This window comes from Terrabacter sp. NPDC000476, from assembly GCF_040300125.1.
In the GTDB taxonomy this organism is placed as follows: domain Bacteria; phylum Actinomycetota; class Actinomycetes; order Actinomycetales; family Dermatophilaceae; genus Terrabacter.
This window is the reverse complement of record NZ_JBEPDF010000001.1, coordinates 1,273,697-1,289,029: the sequence shown is the minus strand read 5'-3', so window position 1 is coordinate 1,289,029 and position 15,333 is coordinate 1,273,697. Positions and strand designations below refer to the sequence as shown.

The window sequence follows — 15,333 nt, the reverse complement described above, 5'->3', positions numbered from 1 at the left end:
CCTACGCTCGTCCCGTGGTCACCACCGACGGGCGCTCGCGGGTGCGGCTGCCGGACGGCCGCCGCCTCGACGTCTGGCAGGGCGGTGACCCGTCGGGCCGACCGGTCCTCTTCCTCCACGGCACGCCCGGCGGGCGGTTGCAGGCCGCGCTCGGTGACGGGCCGGCCCGGCGGGCGGGCGTGCGGCTGCTCGCCTTCTCCCGTCCCGGCTACGGCGGGTCGTCCGACGCCCGCACGTCGCTCGCGTCGGTGGCCGACGACGCCGCCGCGGTCGCCGACCTGCTCGGGGTGGACCGCTTCGCGGTGCTCGGGGTCTCCGGTGGCGGACCCTTCGCCCTCGGCGTGGCCGCCTGCCGGGCCGGCCGGGTGACGCGGGTCGGCGTCGTCGCCGGTCCCGGTCCGCTGCTCGCCGAGGAGCTCGCCCGCGACCCGGACGCCGACCCGGCCGCCGACCCGGACGCCGACGGGGCCGTCGACCCGGCCGTCGACCTGTCCGTCGACCCGGCGGTGCGCGCCGCGCTGGCCGGCGACCACGACGCGGCCGTGGCGCTGCGGGACGCCGCGGCGGTGGGCGGGTCGGATGCCGGGCCGGGTGCCGGACTGCGGGCACCCGTCGCCGGCGGCTTCGTCTCGCCCGAGATCCTCGAGCCGTGGGCCGGGAGCGGGCGACCCGGCATACCTCCCTATCGAGGTGCCTCGCGCGACTGGCTCGCCCTGGCGGTCGGGTGGGACGTCGACCTCGCGGACGTCCGGGCGCCCGTCACCCTCTGGTACGGCGACCGCGACCGCCTCGTGCCGCCGGCGCACGGACGCTGGCTGCACGAGCGCCTGCCTACGTCGCGGCTCGTGGTGCGGGCGGGCGAGGGACACCTCGGCACGCTCCTGACGCACTGGGGCGAGGTGCTCACCGAGCTGGCGCCCGTCGGCGGCTAGGGTCGGCCCATGAGTGCACCGGTGCTCCATGTCCGCGGACGCGTGCTCGTCGGGCCCGAGGAGGTCGTCGACGAGCTCTGGGTCGTCGGGGGCCGCGTCTCGTTCACCCCGCCCGGCCCGGGCGCCGACGTGCAGACGCTCGAAGGCTGGGTGCTGCCGGGCCTCGTCGACGCGCACTGCCACGTCGGGCTCGGTCCGCACGGGGAGGTGCCGCGTGCCGAGGCCGAGCAGCAGGCGCTCACCGACCGCGACCGGGGCACGCTGCTCATCCGCGACGCCGGCCAGCCCGGCGACACGCGCTGGGTCGACGAGCGGGACGACCTGCCCAAGATCATCCGGGCGGGCCGGCACATCGCGCGCACGCGCCGCTACATCCGCAACTTCGCCCACGAGGTGGAGGAGGACGAGCTCGTCCAGCACGTGCGGCTCGAGGCCCACCACGGCGACGGCTGGGTCAAGCTCGTCGGCGACTGGATCGACCGCGACGTCGGTGACCTCACGCCGAGCTGGTCGCGCGACGCGGTGGCCGCGGCGGTCGCCGCCGCGCACGAGGAGGGCGTTCGCGTCACGGCTCACTGCTTCGGCGAGGAGTCGCTGCGCGACCTCGCGGCGGCGGGCATCGACTGCATCGAGCACGCGACCGGGCTGCGCGAGGACTCCATCGACACCTTCGCCGCCCAGGGCATCGCCATCGTGCCGACGCTCGTCAACATCGCGCAGTTCCCCGGCCTCGCGGCCCCGGCCGCGGAGAAGTTCCCGGCCTACCACCGCCACATGCTCGACCTGCACGAGCGCCGCTACGCCACGGTCGGCGCCGCGCACGAGGCCGGCGTGCCGGTCTACGTGGGCACCGACGCCGGCGGGAGCCTCCCGCACGGCCTCGTGGCGCAGGAGATGGTCGAGCTGACCAAGGCCGGGATGAGCAACCTCGAGGTCGTCGACGCCGCGACGTGGGGAGCCCGGGCCTGGCTCGGCCGCCCGGGCCTCGCCGAGGGCGAGGACGCCGACCTCGTCGTCTACGCCGCCGACCCCCGCGACGACGTGACGGTCGTGGGCCGGCCGCAGGCCGTCGTGCTGCGAGGTCGCGTTGTCGGCTGAGGGCGGGGGTCACGCGACCGGCGGCGCGACCGGCGGCGCGACCGGAGGCGCCGCGCCGTTCACGGCCGAGGGCGAGCGGGTGCGCGTGCGGCCGCCGACCGGGGCCGACGTCCCCGCGTACGCCGCCGCCGTGACCCTCTCGGAGCGGCGACTGTCCGCCTTCGCGATGCCCGACCCGAACAACCTGCCGGTCGTCATCCGCAGCCAGTCACCCACCTACCGCACCTTCATGGTCCACGCGCTCGACCCGGAGGGCGGCCACGGCCTCGTCGGTCGCGTCAACGTCGCCAACGTCGTCGGTGGCGCGTTCCGCAGCGCCACGGTCGGCTACGACGCCTACGACCCGTATGCCGGCCGCGGCCTCTTCGCCGAGGGGCTGGCCCTCACGCTCGACCTCGTCTTCGACGACGCGCCGCACGGGATGGGCCTGCACCGCGTCGAGGCCAACATCCAGCCGGCCAACCACCGCTCGGCCGGTCTCGTGCGCTCGCTCGGCTTCGTGCACGAGGGCTTCTCGCGCGCCTTTCTCCACCTGCCAGGCCCCGACGGCCGGCGTGACTGGCGTGACCACGAGCGGTTCACGATGCTCGCCACCGACTGGCCGGCGGTGCCGTACCGCGCGCAGGGACACCGCCGGATCGCCTGCGTCGTCACCGGCTCCGCCGCCCCACGGGGCGGCGGAGGGTACGACGAGTACGGCGGCCGCGCCGGCACGAGCCTCGCAGCGGCGGTCGCCGCCGAGCTGGGGCTGCCCCTCTTCTCCTCCGCCACCGTCGAGCAGCCGGCCGTCCTCTTCGAGCTGCTCCGCGCCTCGTGCGTCGGGGGAGTGGTGGAGTGCCGCGCCGCCGGCCCCGAGCTGCGGATGGGTCTGGCCAGGGCCGGCTTCGACCCGTCGGCCGTGCCGGTGCTCGACGCCGCGTTCGACGTGACGAAGCCGGAGGTCGTGCGGCACGCGCTGGCCGTGCGGGCGGCCTTCGCCTGACGAGCCGTGGTCGGAGCATCCCTGCCCATCTGGCAGAATGGAGGGCTGTACCCGTCCGGCCCCCTCTCGGCTGGACCGGACGCCTACACACCGAGCGTCGGCTCCCCGGCTGAACCCAGTCGGTCTCGCCGCGCTCACTACTGGTTGAGGAGACCGCCACCATGGCAGTCAAGATCCGTCTGAAGCGCATGGGCAAGATCCGTGCACCGTTCTACCGCGTCGTCGTCATGGACTCGCGCACCAAGCGTGACGGCCGTGCGATCGAGGAGATCGGCAAGTACCACCCCACCGAGCAGCCCTCGCTCATCGAGATCGACATCGAGCGCGCGCACTACTGGCTGAGCCAGGGCGCGCAGCCGACCGAGGCCGTCGCCGCGCTCATCAAGATCGTCGACGAGGGCAAGCTGCAGACCAAGGAGGCCAAGACCTCCAAGAAGGACCTCTACGAGGCCGCGATCGCCGCTGCCGGTGGCAAGAACGACGCCGGCACCGACGGCCCGACGCCGCGCAAGAAGGCCGCCAAGAAGTCCGAGCCCAAGGCCGACGCCAAGGCTGACAAGGCCGACGACAAGGCCGACGACAAGGCCGAGGCCCCCGCCGAGGCCGCTGCCGACGACACCGCGAAGGCCGAGGCCTGAGCATGCTCGAGGAGGCGCTCGAGCACCTCGTCAAGGGCATCGTCGACCACGACGAGGACGTCGTCGTGCGCCGCAAGGAGCTGCGCCGCGGTGAGCTGCTCGAGGTCCGGGTCCACCCCGACGACCTCGGCCGCGTCATCGGCCGCTCCGGCCGCACGGCGAGCGCCCTGCGCACGGTCGTCGCCGCCCTGGCGGGCAACGGCAACGTGCGGGTCGACATCGTCGACACCGACCGCGTGCGCTGAGCGCCGACGGCTCCCTCGGGAGCCCTCGGACCGCGTCATCGACAAGGGCGCCCCGGCTCGACCGGGGCGCCCTTGTCGTGTCCCGCACCGTGACCAAACCTGAGAGGATTCGCGCCATGGCTGAGAGGATTCGGGACATGAAGGTCGTCCTCGCCCGCATCGGCAAGCCCCACGGACTGCGGGGTGAGGTGACCGTCCAGCTGCACACCGACGACCCGGAGCGACGCTTCCCCGTCGGGGCCGTGCTCGACACCGAGGCCGAGGCCGGCACGGGCGTGCCCCGCGCCCTCACCATCGCGTCGACGCGCGTGCACCGGGGCATCTGGCTGCTGACGTTCGAGGAGATCCCCGACCGCGAGGGCGCCGAGAGCCTGCGCGGCACCCGGCTCGTGCTCGACGACGCCACCCCGGCCGCCACGGACGACGACGCCTACTACGAGGAGGACCTCGTCGGCCTCGAGGTGCGCGACCCGAGCGGCGCGACGCTCGGCGCCGTCAGCGGCCTCGAGATCGGACCGGCGCAGGACCGCCTCGTGCTGACGCTGACCGACGGCGTGACGGCCTACGTGCCGTTCGTGCGCCGGATCGTGCCGACGGTGGCCGACGACCACGTCGTCGTCGACGCGCCCCCCGGCCTCTTCGACCTCTACCGCGAGGGCACCGAGTGACGCAGGCCCCCCGACGTCCCGCCCTCGGCATCGACGTCGTCTCGATCTTCCCCGACTACCTCTCGCCGCTCGACCTCTCGCTCATCGGCAAGGCCCGCGAGGACGGCCTGCTCGACGTGCGCGTGCACGACCTGCGCGACTTCACGCACGACCGGCACCGCACGGTCGACGACACGCCCTACGGCGGCGGCGCCGGCATGGTGATGAAGGTGCAGCCGTGGGCCGAGGCACTCGACCACGTTCTCGCGCAAGGCAGTCCGTATGCCGCCAAGCCCCGGCTGATCGTCCCCGGGCCCGGCGGGCAGCCCTTCACCCAGGCCCTCGCGCGCGAGCTGGCGCAGGAGCCGTGGCTCGCCTTCGCCTGCGGGCGCTACGAGGGCATCGACGAGCGCGTCTACGAGCACGCCCGCGAGGAGCTCGGGCTCGAGGTGTCGGTCGTCAGCCTCGGCGACTACGTGCTGAACGGCGGCGAGGTCGCCGTGCTCGCCATGGTCGAGGCCATCGGGCGGCTCGTCCCGGGCGTCATCGGCAACGCCGAGTCGCTCGTCGAGGAGTCCCACGAGGACGGCCTGCTCGAGTACCCCATCTACACGAAGCCGAGCACGTGGAACGGCCGCCCGGTGCCGCCCGTGCTGCTGTCGGGCAACCACGGCGCCATCGCGGCGTGGCGCCACGAGCAGCGGCTGGCGCGCACCGCGGCCCGCCGCCCCGACCTGCTGCACGCCTCGCACGCCCCCGGTGGGGAGGGCGGCCCGGAGGTCGAGATCTCCGCCGCCACCCCCGGCGACGTGCCCGAGCTCGCGGTGCTCATGCGGGCCTGCTGGGTGCAGGAGGCCGTCGCCAACGACACCCTCGACATCCCGGCCCTGCACGAGAGCCTCGACGACGTGCGGGCGGGCCTCGAGCAGACGCAGACCTGGCTCGCCCGCAGCGCGGGCCGGCTCGTCGGGGCCGTGCGCACGTCGGTCCCGCCGGAGCGCCCGGACGAGTGGCTCATCGGGCGGCTCTGCGTCGTGCCCGACCTGCAGGGGCGCGGACTCGGCCGGCGCCTGCTCGAGCACGCCGAGTCGACCGCACCGGACGGCATCCGCACGTTCGTGCTGCACACCGGGGCCCGCAGCGAGGGGAACCTGCGGATGTACAAGCGCGCGGGCTACCGCCGCAGCGCGGACGCGGCCCCGATCGAGGGAGCGGTCACGCTGACCAAGCGCCGCCGCTGAGCCGCAGCGCCACCGTCGGCTCACGACACGAGCGACGCCGCGAGGTCGGGGGGCAGCAGGTTGCGCCGGCAGATGAGGCGCGCCTGCACGCCCGCCGTGATCGCCTGGGTGGCCATGATCGCGAAGAGCACGAGCACCTGCGCGGTCGCGGCCTGCACGGCGCTGCCGCCGCCGAGCATGACCCCGATGAAGGCGCCGGGCAGCGTCACGACCCCCGACGTGCGCACCTGGTCGAGGCTCGGCACGATGCCCTCGGGCACCCGCCGCGCGATCACCTCGTCGATGGCCTGCGACGACGTCAAGCCGATCGAGAGCGAGGCCTCGTACTGGCCGTGCTCCTCGCGCAGGGCCGAGAAGGTGCGCCGGCCGACGAGCGTGTGCACCGTCATCGTGTTGCCGATGACGATGCCGGCCACCGGGATGACGGCGATGCCGGTGAGCGGCACGGCGCCGGTCGCGAGCACGACGGCGACGACCGGCACGATGCCGCAGGCCATCGACGCCGCCGCCCACGGCCAGGCGCGCGGCGCGCCGACCCGCCTCGACGTCGTGACGACGGCCATGGCGAACATGACCGCGACGGCGACGAACGAGAGCGCGAGCGAGCCGACGACGGCCGTGATGACGAGTGCGACGAGGGAGAGCTGCACGACGGCGCGGGCACCGGCGAGCACCGACGCGCGCGCCAGCCCGAGGCCGCCGAGACGGTTCGCGACGACGGTGACGACGAGGAGGATGAGGAGGCACGCGATGACGGGCCAGCCGGGGGAGACGTCCACGGGCCCACGCTAGGGGGTCGTGCCGTTCTGCCGATTTCAGGTATGCCGGGTGCTCTGGCAGACTTGGTCATTGCGTCCGCACACGACGGCCCCTGCCACAGGGGGAGTCGGGTCACCACGACGAGCAGCACGACGGCTCGGTGGCCCCACGCGGCCCGGCGGACGCGTACACCCATCTTGTGACGAGGTGACCTGTGGCGCCCAGGAAAGCGAAGCATCATGCACACGTTCGACGAGATCGACTCCGCCTCGCTGCGGTCCGACGTCCCCGACTTCCGCGCGGGTGACACCCTCAAGGTGCACGTCAAGGTCATCGAGGGCACGCGCTCGCGTGTCCAGGTGTTCCAGGGCGTCGTCATCCGTCGCCACGGTGGCGGCGTCGGCGAGACCTTCACCGTCCGCAAGATCTCCTTCGGCGTCGGCGTCGAGCGCACCTTCCCGGTGCACACGCCCGTCATCGACAAGATCGAGCTCGTGTCGCGCGGTGACGTGCGTCGCGCCAAGCTCTACTACCTGCGCGGCCTGCGCGGCAAGGCCGCCAAGATCCGCGAGAAGCGCGACGCGGTGCCGGCCAAGGCCGACGCCAAGAAGAGCTGACGACGCTGCCCACGCAGACGTCCGCCTGATCACGCGAGGCGCGGTGGACCCCCGACGGGCCGACCCGGACACGAGTCCCGGGACGCCCCGGCCCGAGGGGACCACCGCGCCTTACGCGTCCCCGGGGTCGGCCGCCGGTGGGGCGCCGCTCTCGGGTCCGAGCAGGTATGCCGCCGTGCACCGTCGCCGCTGGCTCGTGGCCCCCGCGCTCGTGCTCGTCACGATCGTGGCGTTGCGCGCCCTCGTCGTCACCCCCTTCGGCATCCCCAGCGAGTCGATGGAGGACACGCTTCGTGTCGGCGACCGCATCCTCGTCAGCCGGCTGACCCCGCCGGAGGAGCTGCGTCGCGGTGACGTCGTCGTCTTCGACGCCTCGGCGGCCTTCCACCTCGCCGCGCCCGAGGGCGGGCCGCTCCGGAGCGTGCTCGACGCCGTGCTCAGCCTCGTCGGCGAGGGGCGCCCCACCGACTACGTCAAGCGCGTCGTGGGCGTGCCCGGCGACCGGGTGCGCTGCTGCGCGGCGGACGGCCGCCTCGAGGTCAACGGCGTGGCCGTGACCGAGCCCTACCTCGCCCCGGGAGAGGCGCCGAGCGGCACGACGTTCGACGTGACGCTGCCGCCGAACCGGTTCTGGGTGATGGGCGACAACCGTGGCTCCTCGGCGGACTCGCGCGCCCACCTCGGCGACCCGGGTGGCGGCACGGTGCCCGGGGACGACATCATCGGCAAGGTTTGGGTGCGATACTGGCCGCTCGATCGGCTCGGGCCGCTCGACTGAAGGCCGTCAAGGATCCTCCGTCCCACGAAATGGTGAGTGATGTCGCAGTACACCGGACGCCCCGAAGACCCGACGCGCGGGCATCCGGATGACGGCATCGACGACCCGTACGGCGCCGACGAGCGGGACGCGCGAGCAGGGCGGGCGCCGGCCGGCGCGCGTGACGACGCGGACGACTTCGACGACGACTACGACGACGACGAGCGGCGCGGCTTCGGCGCGACGATCCTCGCCGGCATCAAGGAGATCGTCATCGTCATCGTGCTCGCGATGGCGCTCTCCTTCGTCGTCAAGACGTGGCTCTTCCAGGCGTTCTACATCCCCTCCGGGTCGATGGAGAACACGCTCGTGCGCGACGACCGCGTCATCGTCAGCAAGCTGACCCCGGGCCCCTTCGACCTCAAGCGTGGCGACGTCGTCGTCTTCGAGGACCCGGGCGACCCCACGCCGTGGCTGGCGGGCCTCGACGACCAGCCGAGCACGGTCGGTGGCCCGTTCCACGAGGCCCTCGTCTTCGTCGGGCTGCTCCCGGAGGACTCCGAGAACCACCTCATCAAGCGCGTCATCGGCCTCCCCGGCGACCGCGTGCAGGCCGACGGGGACACCGGCAAGATCCGCGTCAACGGGGTCGAGGTCACCGAGTCCTACATCAAGCCGGGCGACTACCCGAGCGAGGGCCGCAAGTTCGACATCACCGTGCCCGCGGGCCGGGTGTGGGTCATGGGCGACCACCGCTCCGACTCCTCCGACAGCCGCTGGCACGACGACGGCACCGGGGCCACCGGCTCGGTCCCCATCGACAAGATCGTCGGGCGGGCCCTCTTCGTCGTGTGGCCCATCGAGCACGTGACGTGGCTCGGGGTGCCCGAGCGCACCTTCGCCCAGGTGCCGACGCCCCGGACGCCCTCCACGACCCCGTCGACCAAGGCCACCGTCAACCCGGGACCCAAGGCGACGACCCGCCCGGCGACGAAGCCCAGCGCCACGGCGACGAAGGCCGCGAGCTGAGCGCAGCAAGGACCGACGTGCCCCGCCCCACCCCCTCCAAGAAGCCCTCGCTCCGCGTCGAGCGGGCGCTGCAGCGCTCCGGCCACCGGCTCCTCGCGGGCATGGACGAGGTCGGCCGCGGCGCGCTCGCCGGCCCGGTCAGCGTCGGCGTCGTCGTCATCGACGAGACGGTGCGGTCCGCGCCGATCGGGGTCAAGGACTCCAAGCTGCTGACGGAGCGGGCGCGCACCGTGCTCGTCCCGCGGATCGAGCGGTGGGCCGTCGCGCACGCCGTCGGTCACGCGGGCGCCGACGAGATCGACGAGATCGGCATCATGGCGGCCCTGCGGCTCGCCGGGCTGCGTGCCCTCGGCTCACTCGGGGTCGTGCCCGACCTCGTCATCCTCGACGGCAACCACGACTGGCTCACGGCGGCCACCGACGTCGGCCTCTTCGCCTTCGCCGACGACGAGGGCCCGGCCACGCCGCCCGTCACGACGATGGTCAAGGCCGACATGAGATGCTCCTCCGTGGCTGCGGCGAGCGTGCTCGCGAAGGTCGAGCGCGACACGCTCATGGTGTCGCTGGGAGCCGAGCACCCGGCATACGGCTGGGGCCTCAACAAGGGCTACTCGGCGCCCGAGCACCTCGACGCGCTCGCCCGCCTCGGCCCGTGCGAGCTGCACCGACGCTCGTGGCGGCTGCCCGGCGTGCACGTGCCGGAGCCCGTCGGGGTGTTGAATGAGGGCACGGAGACCATGGCTCCGGTGGCCATCCCGGCAGAGCAGACAGGAACGGCGATCAGGTGAGTTCGGAAGATCTCGAGAAGTACGAGACCGAGATGGAGCTCCAGCTCTACAAGGAGTACCGCGACGTCGTCGGCCTCTTCACCCACGTCGTGGAGACGGAGCGGCGCTTCTACCTCGCGAACTCGGTCGACGTGAAGGTGCGCAGCGACGGTGGCGAGGTGTTCTTCGACGTGACGATGGCCGACGCGTGGGTGTGGGACATCTACCGGCCGGCCCGGTTCGTCAAGAACGTGCGCGTCGTGACGTTCAAGGACGTCAACGTCGAGGAGCTGCCCAAGCCCGACATCAAGATGCCCGAGGGCGGCGACTTCACCTGACGGTGCGCGGGGCCTGACGGGTCTCCCAGCGCGTTGTCCACACCCCCTCGCACGGCAGGCGGGCCTGTCCACAGCCGCGCGACGGGGCCTGTCCTGATGCGTCCCGCGCCGCGACGCTGGTCGGCATGGACCTCACGACGCGTGACCTCGGCAGGTACGGCGAGCAGCTCGCCTGCCGCTACCTGACCGACTCCGGCCTGCGCATCCTCGACCGCAACTGGCGCTGCGTCCGCGGCGAGATCGACGTCGTCGCGCTCGACGGGCGCGACCTCGTGGTCTGCGAGGTGAAGACGCGGTCGGACGAGTCGTTCGGTGCGCCGTTCGAGTCCGTCAACCGCGCGAAGCAGCGGCGCCTGCGGGTCCTCGCGGGCCTCTGGCGCGACGCCCACCCCGACGACGCGGCCGGCCTCGTGCTGCGCATCGACGTCATCTCCATCCTCCGCCCGCCCCGGGGTCGGGCCGTGCTCGAGCACCTGCGCGGGGTGTGCTGATGGGCCAGGGGCTGGGGCGCACCCGGTCGGTGGGGCTGCGCGGCGTGGCCGGCTTCGTCGTCGACGTCGAGGCCCACGTCGCGACCGGGCTGCCGGGGTTCGCCATCAGCGGGCTCGGCGACTCGGCGGTCAAGCAGTCGGCCGACCGGATCAAGGCCGCCGCGGCGCTCATCGAGAAGATGCCGGTGAGCCAGCGCCGGGTCACCGTCAACCTCTCGCCGGCGGGGGAGCGCAAGATCGGCACGGCCTTCGACCTCGCCATCTTCGTGGCCGTGGCGGCCGCCCTGCGGATCGTGCCCGACGGCGTCGTGCGCGACGTCGTGCACATCGGCGAGGTGGGCCTCGACGGCACCGTGCGGGCGGTGTCGGGCGTGCTGCCGCTCGTGCGGGCCGCCTCGCTCGTCGGGGTGCGACACGTCGTCGTGCCGGTCGCCAACGCCGGCGAGGCCCGCCTCGTCGCGGGCGTGCAGGTCCACCCCGTCGGCATGGTCACCGAGCTCGTCGAGCGCTACCGGGCGCTCGGCAGGGGACGGGCCGTCGAGGAGGTGCCGGTGCCGGAGCGTCCGGCCCCCCAGCCGGAGGCGGTGCGCGACCTCAGCGAGGTCGTGGGCCAGGCCGACGCCAAGCTCGCCCTCGAGATCGCCGCGGCCGGTGGCCACCACCTGCTGTTCGCCGGGCCGCCCGGGGCCGGCAAGACGATGCTCGCCGAGCGTCTGCCCGGGCTGCTGCCGCCGCTCGACGAGGCGGAGTCGATGGAGGTGACGGCCATCCACTCGGTGCTCGGCGCCCTCGGCTCCGGCGAGGACGTGCGCCTCATCTCGCGGCCTCCCTTCGTCGCGCCGCACCACGGGGCCTCGCAGGCTGCCGTCATCGGCGGTGGTTCCGGGCGCATCCGGCCCGGGGCGATCACGCAGGCGCACCGTGGCGTGCTCTTCCTCGACGAGACGCCGGAGTTCGACAAGTCCGTGCTCCAGTCGCTCCGCACGCCCCTCGAACGAGGCACGGTCTCGATCGCCCGGGCCAACGAGACGGTGACCTTCCCGGCGCGCTTCCAGCTCGTGCTCGCGGCGAACCCGTGCCCGTGCGGCAACGGGTGGGGCAAGGGCCTCGACTGCACCTGCACCCCGCTCATGCGCCGCACCTACTTCGGCAAGCTGAGTGGTCCGCTGCTCGACCGGGTCGACCTGCAGGTCCACGTGCAGCCGCCCGGCCTGTCGATGGCCGGCGTGGGGTCCGGTGAGCCGACCGCGGTCGTGGCGCGCCGGGTGGCGGCCGCGCGCGACGCCCAGGGGGAGCGGTGGCGCTCCGTGCTCGTGCGACGCCGGAGCGCCAACGCCGACGTGCCGGGCTCGGTGCTGCGGGGGCGGCCCTGGCGGCTCCCACCCGGTGCCACCGCGACCCTCGACCGGTCGCTCGAGACCGGGGCGCTCAGCCTGCGCGGCTACGACCGCACGCTGCGATGCGCCTGGACGATCGCCGACCTCACCGGCCTCGTCAGGCCGGATCGGGAGCAGGTCGACCTCGCGTTGTCGCTGCGGCACCGGGCCGGGGTGGCGGCATGAGCGGGATCCTCGTCGGGCAGGTGGGTCGTGGACGCTGACCGGTTCGCCAGGGCCTCGCTCTCACGCCTCGTCGAGGCCGGCGACCTCGAGACGGGGGCCCTCGTGGGTGAGGTCGGCGCGGTGGAGGCCGTCGACCGCATCCGTGCGGGCCGGGGAACCCTGCGCCGGTTCGCGGCCCGCGTGGCGGCGCTCGACACCGACCGTGACCTCGACGTGGCGGCCAAGGTGGGCGCACGGCTCGTCGTGCCCGACGACGACGAGTGGCCCGAGCGGCTCTCGCAGGTGCCCTCGCCGCCGTGGTGCCTGTGGGTGCGCGGCCACCTCGACCTCGCCGAGTCGGTCGAGCGGTCGGTCGCCGTCGTCGGGTCGCGCGCGGCGACGACGTACGGGGCACAGATCGCCGCCGACCTCGCGGCGGGGCTCGTGCAGCGTGGCTGGGCCGTGGTCTCCGGCGCCGCCTTCGGCATCGACGCCAGCGCGCACGGCGGGGCGCTCGCAGCCGGTGGCACCACGGTGGCCGTCCTCGCGGGTGGCGTCGACCGGCCCTATCCCGCGGGCAACGCCGACCTGCTCGCCCGCATCGCGCAGGAGGGTCTCGTCGTGTCGGAGGTGGCGCCCGGCTCGGCGCCGATGCGCTCGCGCTTCCTGTCCCGCAACCGCCTCATCGCCGGCATGAGCCGCGGCACGGTGGTCGTCGAGGCCGACCTGAGGTCGGGCTCACGCAACACCGTCAAGCACGCGATCGAGGCCGGTCGCCCCGTCGGCGCGGTGCCCGGGCCGATCACGTCGATGACGTCCTCGGGCTGCCACCAGGAGATCCGCGACCAGCGGGCCGTGCTCGTGACGAGCGCCGCCGAGATCGTCGACCTCGTCGGCGACATCGGCGACGACGCCTGCGAGCCGGCGCGCGGCCCCGCCCAGCCGGGCGACGAGCTGCCCCCGGTGGACGCCGCCGTGCTCGAGGCCGTGCCGTTCCGCGCCGGCGTGACGCTCGACGCCCTCGTGCTCGCGACGGCTCAGGCGCCCCTGATCGTGCGGGCGGCCCTCGGTCGCCTCGAGCGAGCCGGCTTCGTCGCCGAGTCGACCGGCACCTGGCGCAAACGCCCCAGGAGCCGACACCGGCCGCAGGACTGACCGGTCCCCACGACCCGGGACGTCGACCCGGGGACGTGGACCAGCAAGAGCGCACTCGGGCACTCGGGCACCCAGGCACCCGGGCACCCCGGGCACCCCGGGCACCCCGGGCACCCGGACCCTGCGCCCATGATCAGGCCCCCGCGACGGGCATCGAGCTCCGAGCGGCCAGCCCCGAGACGGAGCGGGGTGCGCACGCTACGACACTGACCCGCTTTGCGGGTCAGTGTCGTAGCGGCTGGGGGTGGATGTCGGGGCGGGTGGTGGGGGTGCGCTCGCTGCGTCAGTGACCCGCCTTGCGGGTCAGTGTCGTAGCGGCCGGGGGTGGATGTCGGGGCGGGTGGTGGGGGTGCGCTCGCTGCGTCAGTGACCCGCTTTGCGGGTCAGTGTCGTAGCCGCTAGGGGTGGATGCGGCTCGGGTGGTGCTTGCGGGAGTCCTGTGCGTTTGCGATGGTGCGGGTGTGACGGAGGTGACGACGAGCGAAGCAGGCGCGGACGGCGCGACGACGCCGAGGGACCTGGTGTTGGAGCAGCACGTGGAGCTCCTGCACGCCTACTCACGCCACCTGGGTGCTGAGCGGGGGCGCTCGGAGCACACCCGGCGCGCCTACCTCGGTGACGTGCGCCACCTGCTCGTCTTCGCTGCAGGGCGCGGCATCGACGGTATCGACGAGCTGCGCATCGCCGACCTGCGCGCCTGGCTCGGGGAGCAGGCCGACGCCGGGGCGGCGCGGTCGACGATCGCCCGCCGGGCGGCCTCGGCGCGCACCTTCCTGCGCTGGGCCGAGCGCACGGGACGGATCCCCAGCGACCCGTCACTACGGCTCGTGGCCCCGAAGCGCCGTGCCACCCTGCCAGGCGTGCTGCGCCAGGACGAGGCCGGCGAGCTGCTCGACCTGGCGACGGTGCGCGCCGACGACGCCGACCCGATCCACGTGCGCGACCGCGCGATGCTTGAGCTGCTCTACGCCAGCGGCATCCGGGTCGGCGAGCTCGCCTCGCTCGACGTCGACGACCTCGACCTGCGACAGGGAGTCGTCCGGGTGCTCGGCAAGGGGGCCAAGGAGCGCGTCGTGCCCTTCGGGGTGCCGGCCGGCCGGGCCGTGGAGGACTGGCTGGCCGTGCGGCCCCGGGTGGTCGGCGCGCAGTCCGGCGCGGCCCTCTTCCTCGGTCGCCGGGGTCGCCGGGTGGATGCCCGCCAGGTGCGCACCGTGGTGCACGAGCTGCTCTCGCACCTGCCCGACGCCCCCGACCTCGGCCCGCACGGCCTTCGCCACAGCGCGGCCACCCACCTGCTCGAGGGTGGCGCGGACCTACGCATGGTGCAGGAGATCCTCGGCCACGCCAGCCTCGCAACGACGCAGATCTACACGCACGTGTCCGTCGACCGCCTGCGCCGCAGCTACGAGCAGGCCCACCCGCGCGCCTGACGGCTGGGGCTGCCCGAGCCCACGCGCAGGGTCGAGGAGCATGGCGGACAAGGGGCGAGGAGCAGTACCGAGGAGCCCGGCTCATCCGAGAGGGAGCAGCACGACCGGCGCTCGCCGGAGGAGTGCGAGCGGGTCGACGTAGACCTCACCCCGGCGCACGCCCCAGTGCAGACAGGTGCGAGGGGCGCAGTGACCCGGCGTCGAGGTGACGACGCCCACGGGCCGGGCCTGGGCCACGACGGTGCCCACGGGCGGAGCCCCGGAGGCGGGTTCGAGGCTGCTACGACGGCCGCCCGCGTGCACAAGGACGACGACGTCACGGCCCGCGACGCGGCCCACCCAGCCGATCCGTCCGTCGGCCGGGGCGAGCACGGGCTGCCCCACGCTCGCCGCGAGGTCCACACCCCGGTGGCCCGCCGACCAGCGGTGCTCGGGTGGGTCGAAGGCGCGCACCACGACCGGTGCCGGCTCCAGCGGCCACGCCCACGGCCCGGCCCTCGCCGGTGCCGCGGCCTCGACCCGGGCGAGGTCACTGCCCTCCAGGACGGCGGGAGACGGGACGGCGGGGGACAGGACGGCGGGGGACAGGACGGCGGGAGAGAGGGCGAGGACGGCGCCGAGCAGGACGGTTCCGAGATCCATCCCGTCAGCGTGCGCCGACGCCCG

The 15,333-nt window shown here is 74.1% G+C and carries 18 protein-coding genes; 16 read left to right on the top strand and 2 right to left on the bottom strand.

The genetic code is table 11. The features are described from left to right. Positions 1–14: 14 nt before the first annotated feature. The 7 genes from ABT295_RS06025 (at position 15) to trmD (ending at position 5,783) form a co-directional block, all read left to right on the top strand. Positions 15–932 carry an alpha/beta fold hydrolase gene (locus ABT295_RS06025; RefSeq protein WP_352393495.1) on the top strand — a complete coding sequence of 306 codons (918 nt, stop codon included), beginning with the start codon at positions 15–17 and terminating at the stop codon, positions 930–932. Positions 933–941: 9 nt separating this feature from the next. Next, on the top strand, positions 942–2,030 hold the full coding sequence (locus ABT295_RS06020; RefSeq protein ID WP_352393494.1) for an amidohydrolase family protein: 1,089 nt from the start codon (positions 942–944) through the stop codon (positions 2,028–2,030). Then, on the top strand, positions 2,020–3,012 hold the full coding sequence (locus ABT295_RS06015; protein WP_352393493.1) for a GNAT family N-acetyltransferase: 993 nt from the start codon (positions 2,020–2,022) through the stop codon (positions 3,010–3,012). The genes ABT295_RS06020 and ABT295_RS06015 overlap by 11 nt, the downstream gene beginning before the upstream one ends. A gap of 161 nt (positions 3,013–3,173) precedes the next feature. After that, complete coding sequence (gene rpsP / locus ABT295_RS06010) at positions 3,174–3,650, top strand: 30S ribosomal protein S16 (RefSeq protein WP_352393492.1); 477 nt, start codon at positions 3,174–3,176, stop codon at positions 3,648–3,650. Between the two features lie 2 nt (positions 3,651–3,652). After that, positions 3,653–3,895: an RNA-binding protein gene (locus tag ABT295_RS06005; RefSeq protein WP_345507069.1), complete on the top strand. Its 243-nt coding sequence runs from the start codon at positions 3,653–3,655 to the stop codon at positions 3,893–3,895. A 116-nt stretch (positions 3,896–4,011) separates the two neighbouring features. After that, on the top strand, positions 4,012–4,563 hold the full coding sequence (rimM, locus tag ABT295_RS06000; protein WP_352393491.1) for a ribosome maturation factor RimM: 552 nt from the start codon (positions 4,012–4,014) through the stop codon (positions 4,561–4,563). Continuing rightward, a complete protein-coding gene (gene trmD, locus ABT295_RS05995; RefSeq protein WP_352393490.1) occupies positions 4,560–5,783 on the top strand; it encodes a tRNA (guanosine(37)-N1)-methyltransferase TrmD in 1,224 nt (407 codons plus the stop codon). The genes rimM and trmD overlap by 4 nt, the downstream gene beginning before the upstream one ends. A 20-nt stretch (positions 5,784–5,803) precedes the next feature. Here the strand turns inward: trmD and ABT295_RS05990 are convergent, their stop codons facing one another. Continuing rightward, on the bottom strand, positions 5,804–6,562 hold the full coding sequence (locus ABT295_RS05990; protein WP_352393489.1) for an ABC transporter permease: 759 nt from the start codon (positions 6,560–6,562) through the stop codon (positions 5,804–5,806). A gap of 219 nt (positions 6,563–6,781) precedes the next feature. Here ABT295_RS05990 and rplS point away from each other — a divergent pair, with 219 nt between their 5' ends. From rplS to ABT295_RS05945, 9 genes are all read left to right on the top strand, one after another. Then, positions 6,782–7,159, top strand: coding sequence for a 50S ribosomal protein L19 (gene rplS / locus ABT295_RS05985; protein WP_352393488.1), 378 nt, complete (start codon positions 6,782–6,784; stop codon positions 7,157–7,159). A 175-nt stretch (positions 7,160–7,334) separates the two neighbouring features. Further along, positions 7,335–7,937, top strand: a complete 603-nt coding sequence (gene lepB / locus ABT295_RS05980) for a signal peptidase I (RefSeq protein WP_352393487.1) — start codon at positions 7,335–7,337, stop codon at positions 7,935–7,937. A gap of 39 nt (positions 7,938–7,976) precedes the next feature. After that, positions 7,977–8,945 (top strand): signal peptidase I, encoded by a 969-nt coding sequence (gene lepB, locus ABT295_RS05975; RefSeq protein WP_352393486.1) that lies wholly within the window; start codon positions 7,977–7,979, stop codon positions 8,943–8,945. Between the two features lie 17 nt (positions 8,946–8,962). Beyond that, positions 8,963–9,733 (top strand): ribonuclease HII, encoded by a 771-nt coding sequence (gene rnhB / locus ABT295_RS05970; RefSeq protein WP_352393485.1) that lies wholly within the window; start codon positions 8,963–8,965, stop codon positions 9,731–9,733. After that, on the top strand, positions 9,730–10,050 hold the full coding sequence (locus ABT295_RS05965) for a DUF2469 domain-containing protein (RefSeq protein WP_352393484.1): 321 nt from the start codon (positions 9,730–9,732) through the stop codon (positions 10,048–10,050). Before rnhB ends, ABT295_RS05965 begins: the two co-directional genes overlap by 4 nt. Before the next feature lie 125 nt (positions 10,051–10,175). Beyond that, positions 10,176–10,541 carry a YraN family protein gene (locus ABT295_RS05960; protein ID WP_352393483.1) on the top strand — a complete coding sequence of 122 codons (366 nt, stop codon included), beginning with the start codon at positions 10,176–10,178 and terminating at the stop codon, positions 10,539–10,541. After that, entirely contained in the window at positions 10,541–12,103 is a 1,563-nt protein-coding gene (locus ABT295_RS05955) for a YifB family Mg chelatase-like AAA ATPase (RefSeq protein ID WP_352393482.1), read from the top strand. The genes ABT295_RS05960 and ABT295_RS05955 overlap by 1 nt, the downstream gene beginning before the upstream one ends. Before the next feature lie 27 nt (positions 12,104–12,130). Further along, on the top strand, positions 12,131–13,237 hold the full coding sequence (gene dprA / locus ABT295_RS05950; RefSeq protein WP_352393481.1) for a DNA-processing protein DprA: 1,107 nt from the start codon (positions 12,131–12,133) through the stop codon (positions 13,235–13,237). Positions 13,238–13,773: 536 nt separating this feature from the next. Then, positions 13,774–14,667: a tyrosine recombinase XerC gene (locus ABT295_RS05945; protein WP_352393480.1), complete on the top strand. Its 894-nt coding sequence runs from the start codon at positions 13,774–13,776 to the stop codon at positions 14,665–14,667. 81 nt (positions 14,668–14,748) lie between these two features. Here the strand turns inward: ABT295_RS05945 and ABT295_RS05940 are convergent, their stop codons facing one another. Beyond that, positions 14,749–15,309, bottom strand: coding sequence for a M23 family metallopeptidase (locus ABT295_RS05940; protein ID WP_352393479.1), 561 nt, complete (start codon positions 15,307–15,309; stop codon positions 14,749–14,751). Between the last annotated feature and the right edge of the window lie 24 nt (positions 15,310–15,333).

Excerpts from the sequence above, each read along its gene's own strand:
- ABT295_RS06020 (WP_352393494.1), top strand. The coding sequence starts at position 942 with ATGAGTGCACCGGTGCTCCATGTCCGCGGACGCGTGCTCGTCGGGCCC.
- rpsP (WP_352393492.1), top strand. The coding sequence starts at position 3,174 with ATGGCAGTCAAGATCCGTCTGAAGCGCATGGGCAAGATCCGTGCACCG.
- ABT295_RS06005 (WP_345507069.1), top strand. The coding sequence starts at position 3,653 with ATGCTCGAGGAGGCGCTCGAGCACCTCGTCAAGGGCATCGTCGACCAC.
- rimM (WP_352393491.1), top strand. The coding sequence starts at position 4,012 with ATGGCTGAGAGGATTCGGGACATGAAGGTCGTCCTCGCCCGCATCGGC.
- rplS (WP_352393488.1), top strand. The coding sequence starts at position 6,782 with ATGCACACGTTCGACGAGATCGACTCCGCCTCGCTGCGGTCCGACGTC.
- lepB (WP_352393486.1), top strand. The coding sequence starts at position 7,977 with ATGTCGCAGTACACCGGACGCCCCGAAGACCCGACGCGCGGGCATCCG.
- ABT295_RS05960 (WP_352393483.1), top strand. The coding sequence starts at position 10,176 with ATGGACCTCACGACGCGTGACCTCGGCAGGTACGGCGAGCAGCTCGCC.
- ABT295_RS05955 (WP_352393482.1), top strand. The coding sequence starts at position 10,541 with ATGGGCCAGGGGCTGGGGCGCACCCGGTCGGTGGGGCTGCGCGGCGTG.
- ABT295_RS05940 (WP_352393479.1), bottom strand. The coding sequence starts at position 15,309 with ATGGATCTCGGAACCGTCCTGCTCGGCGCCGTCCTCGCCCTCTCTCCC.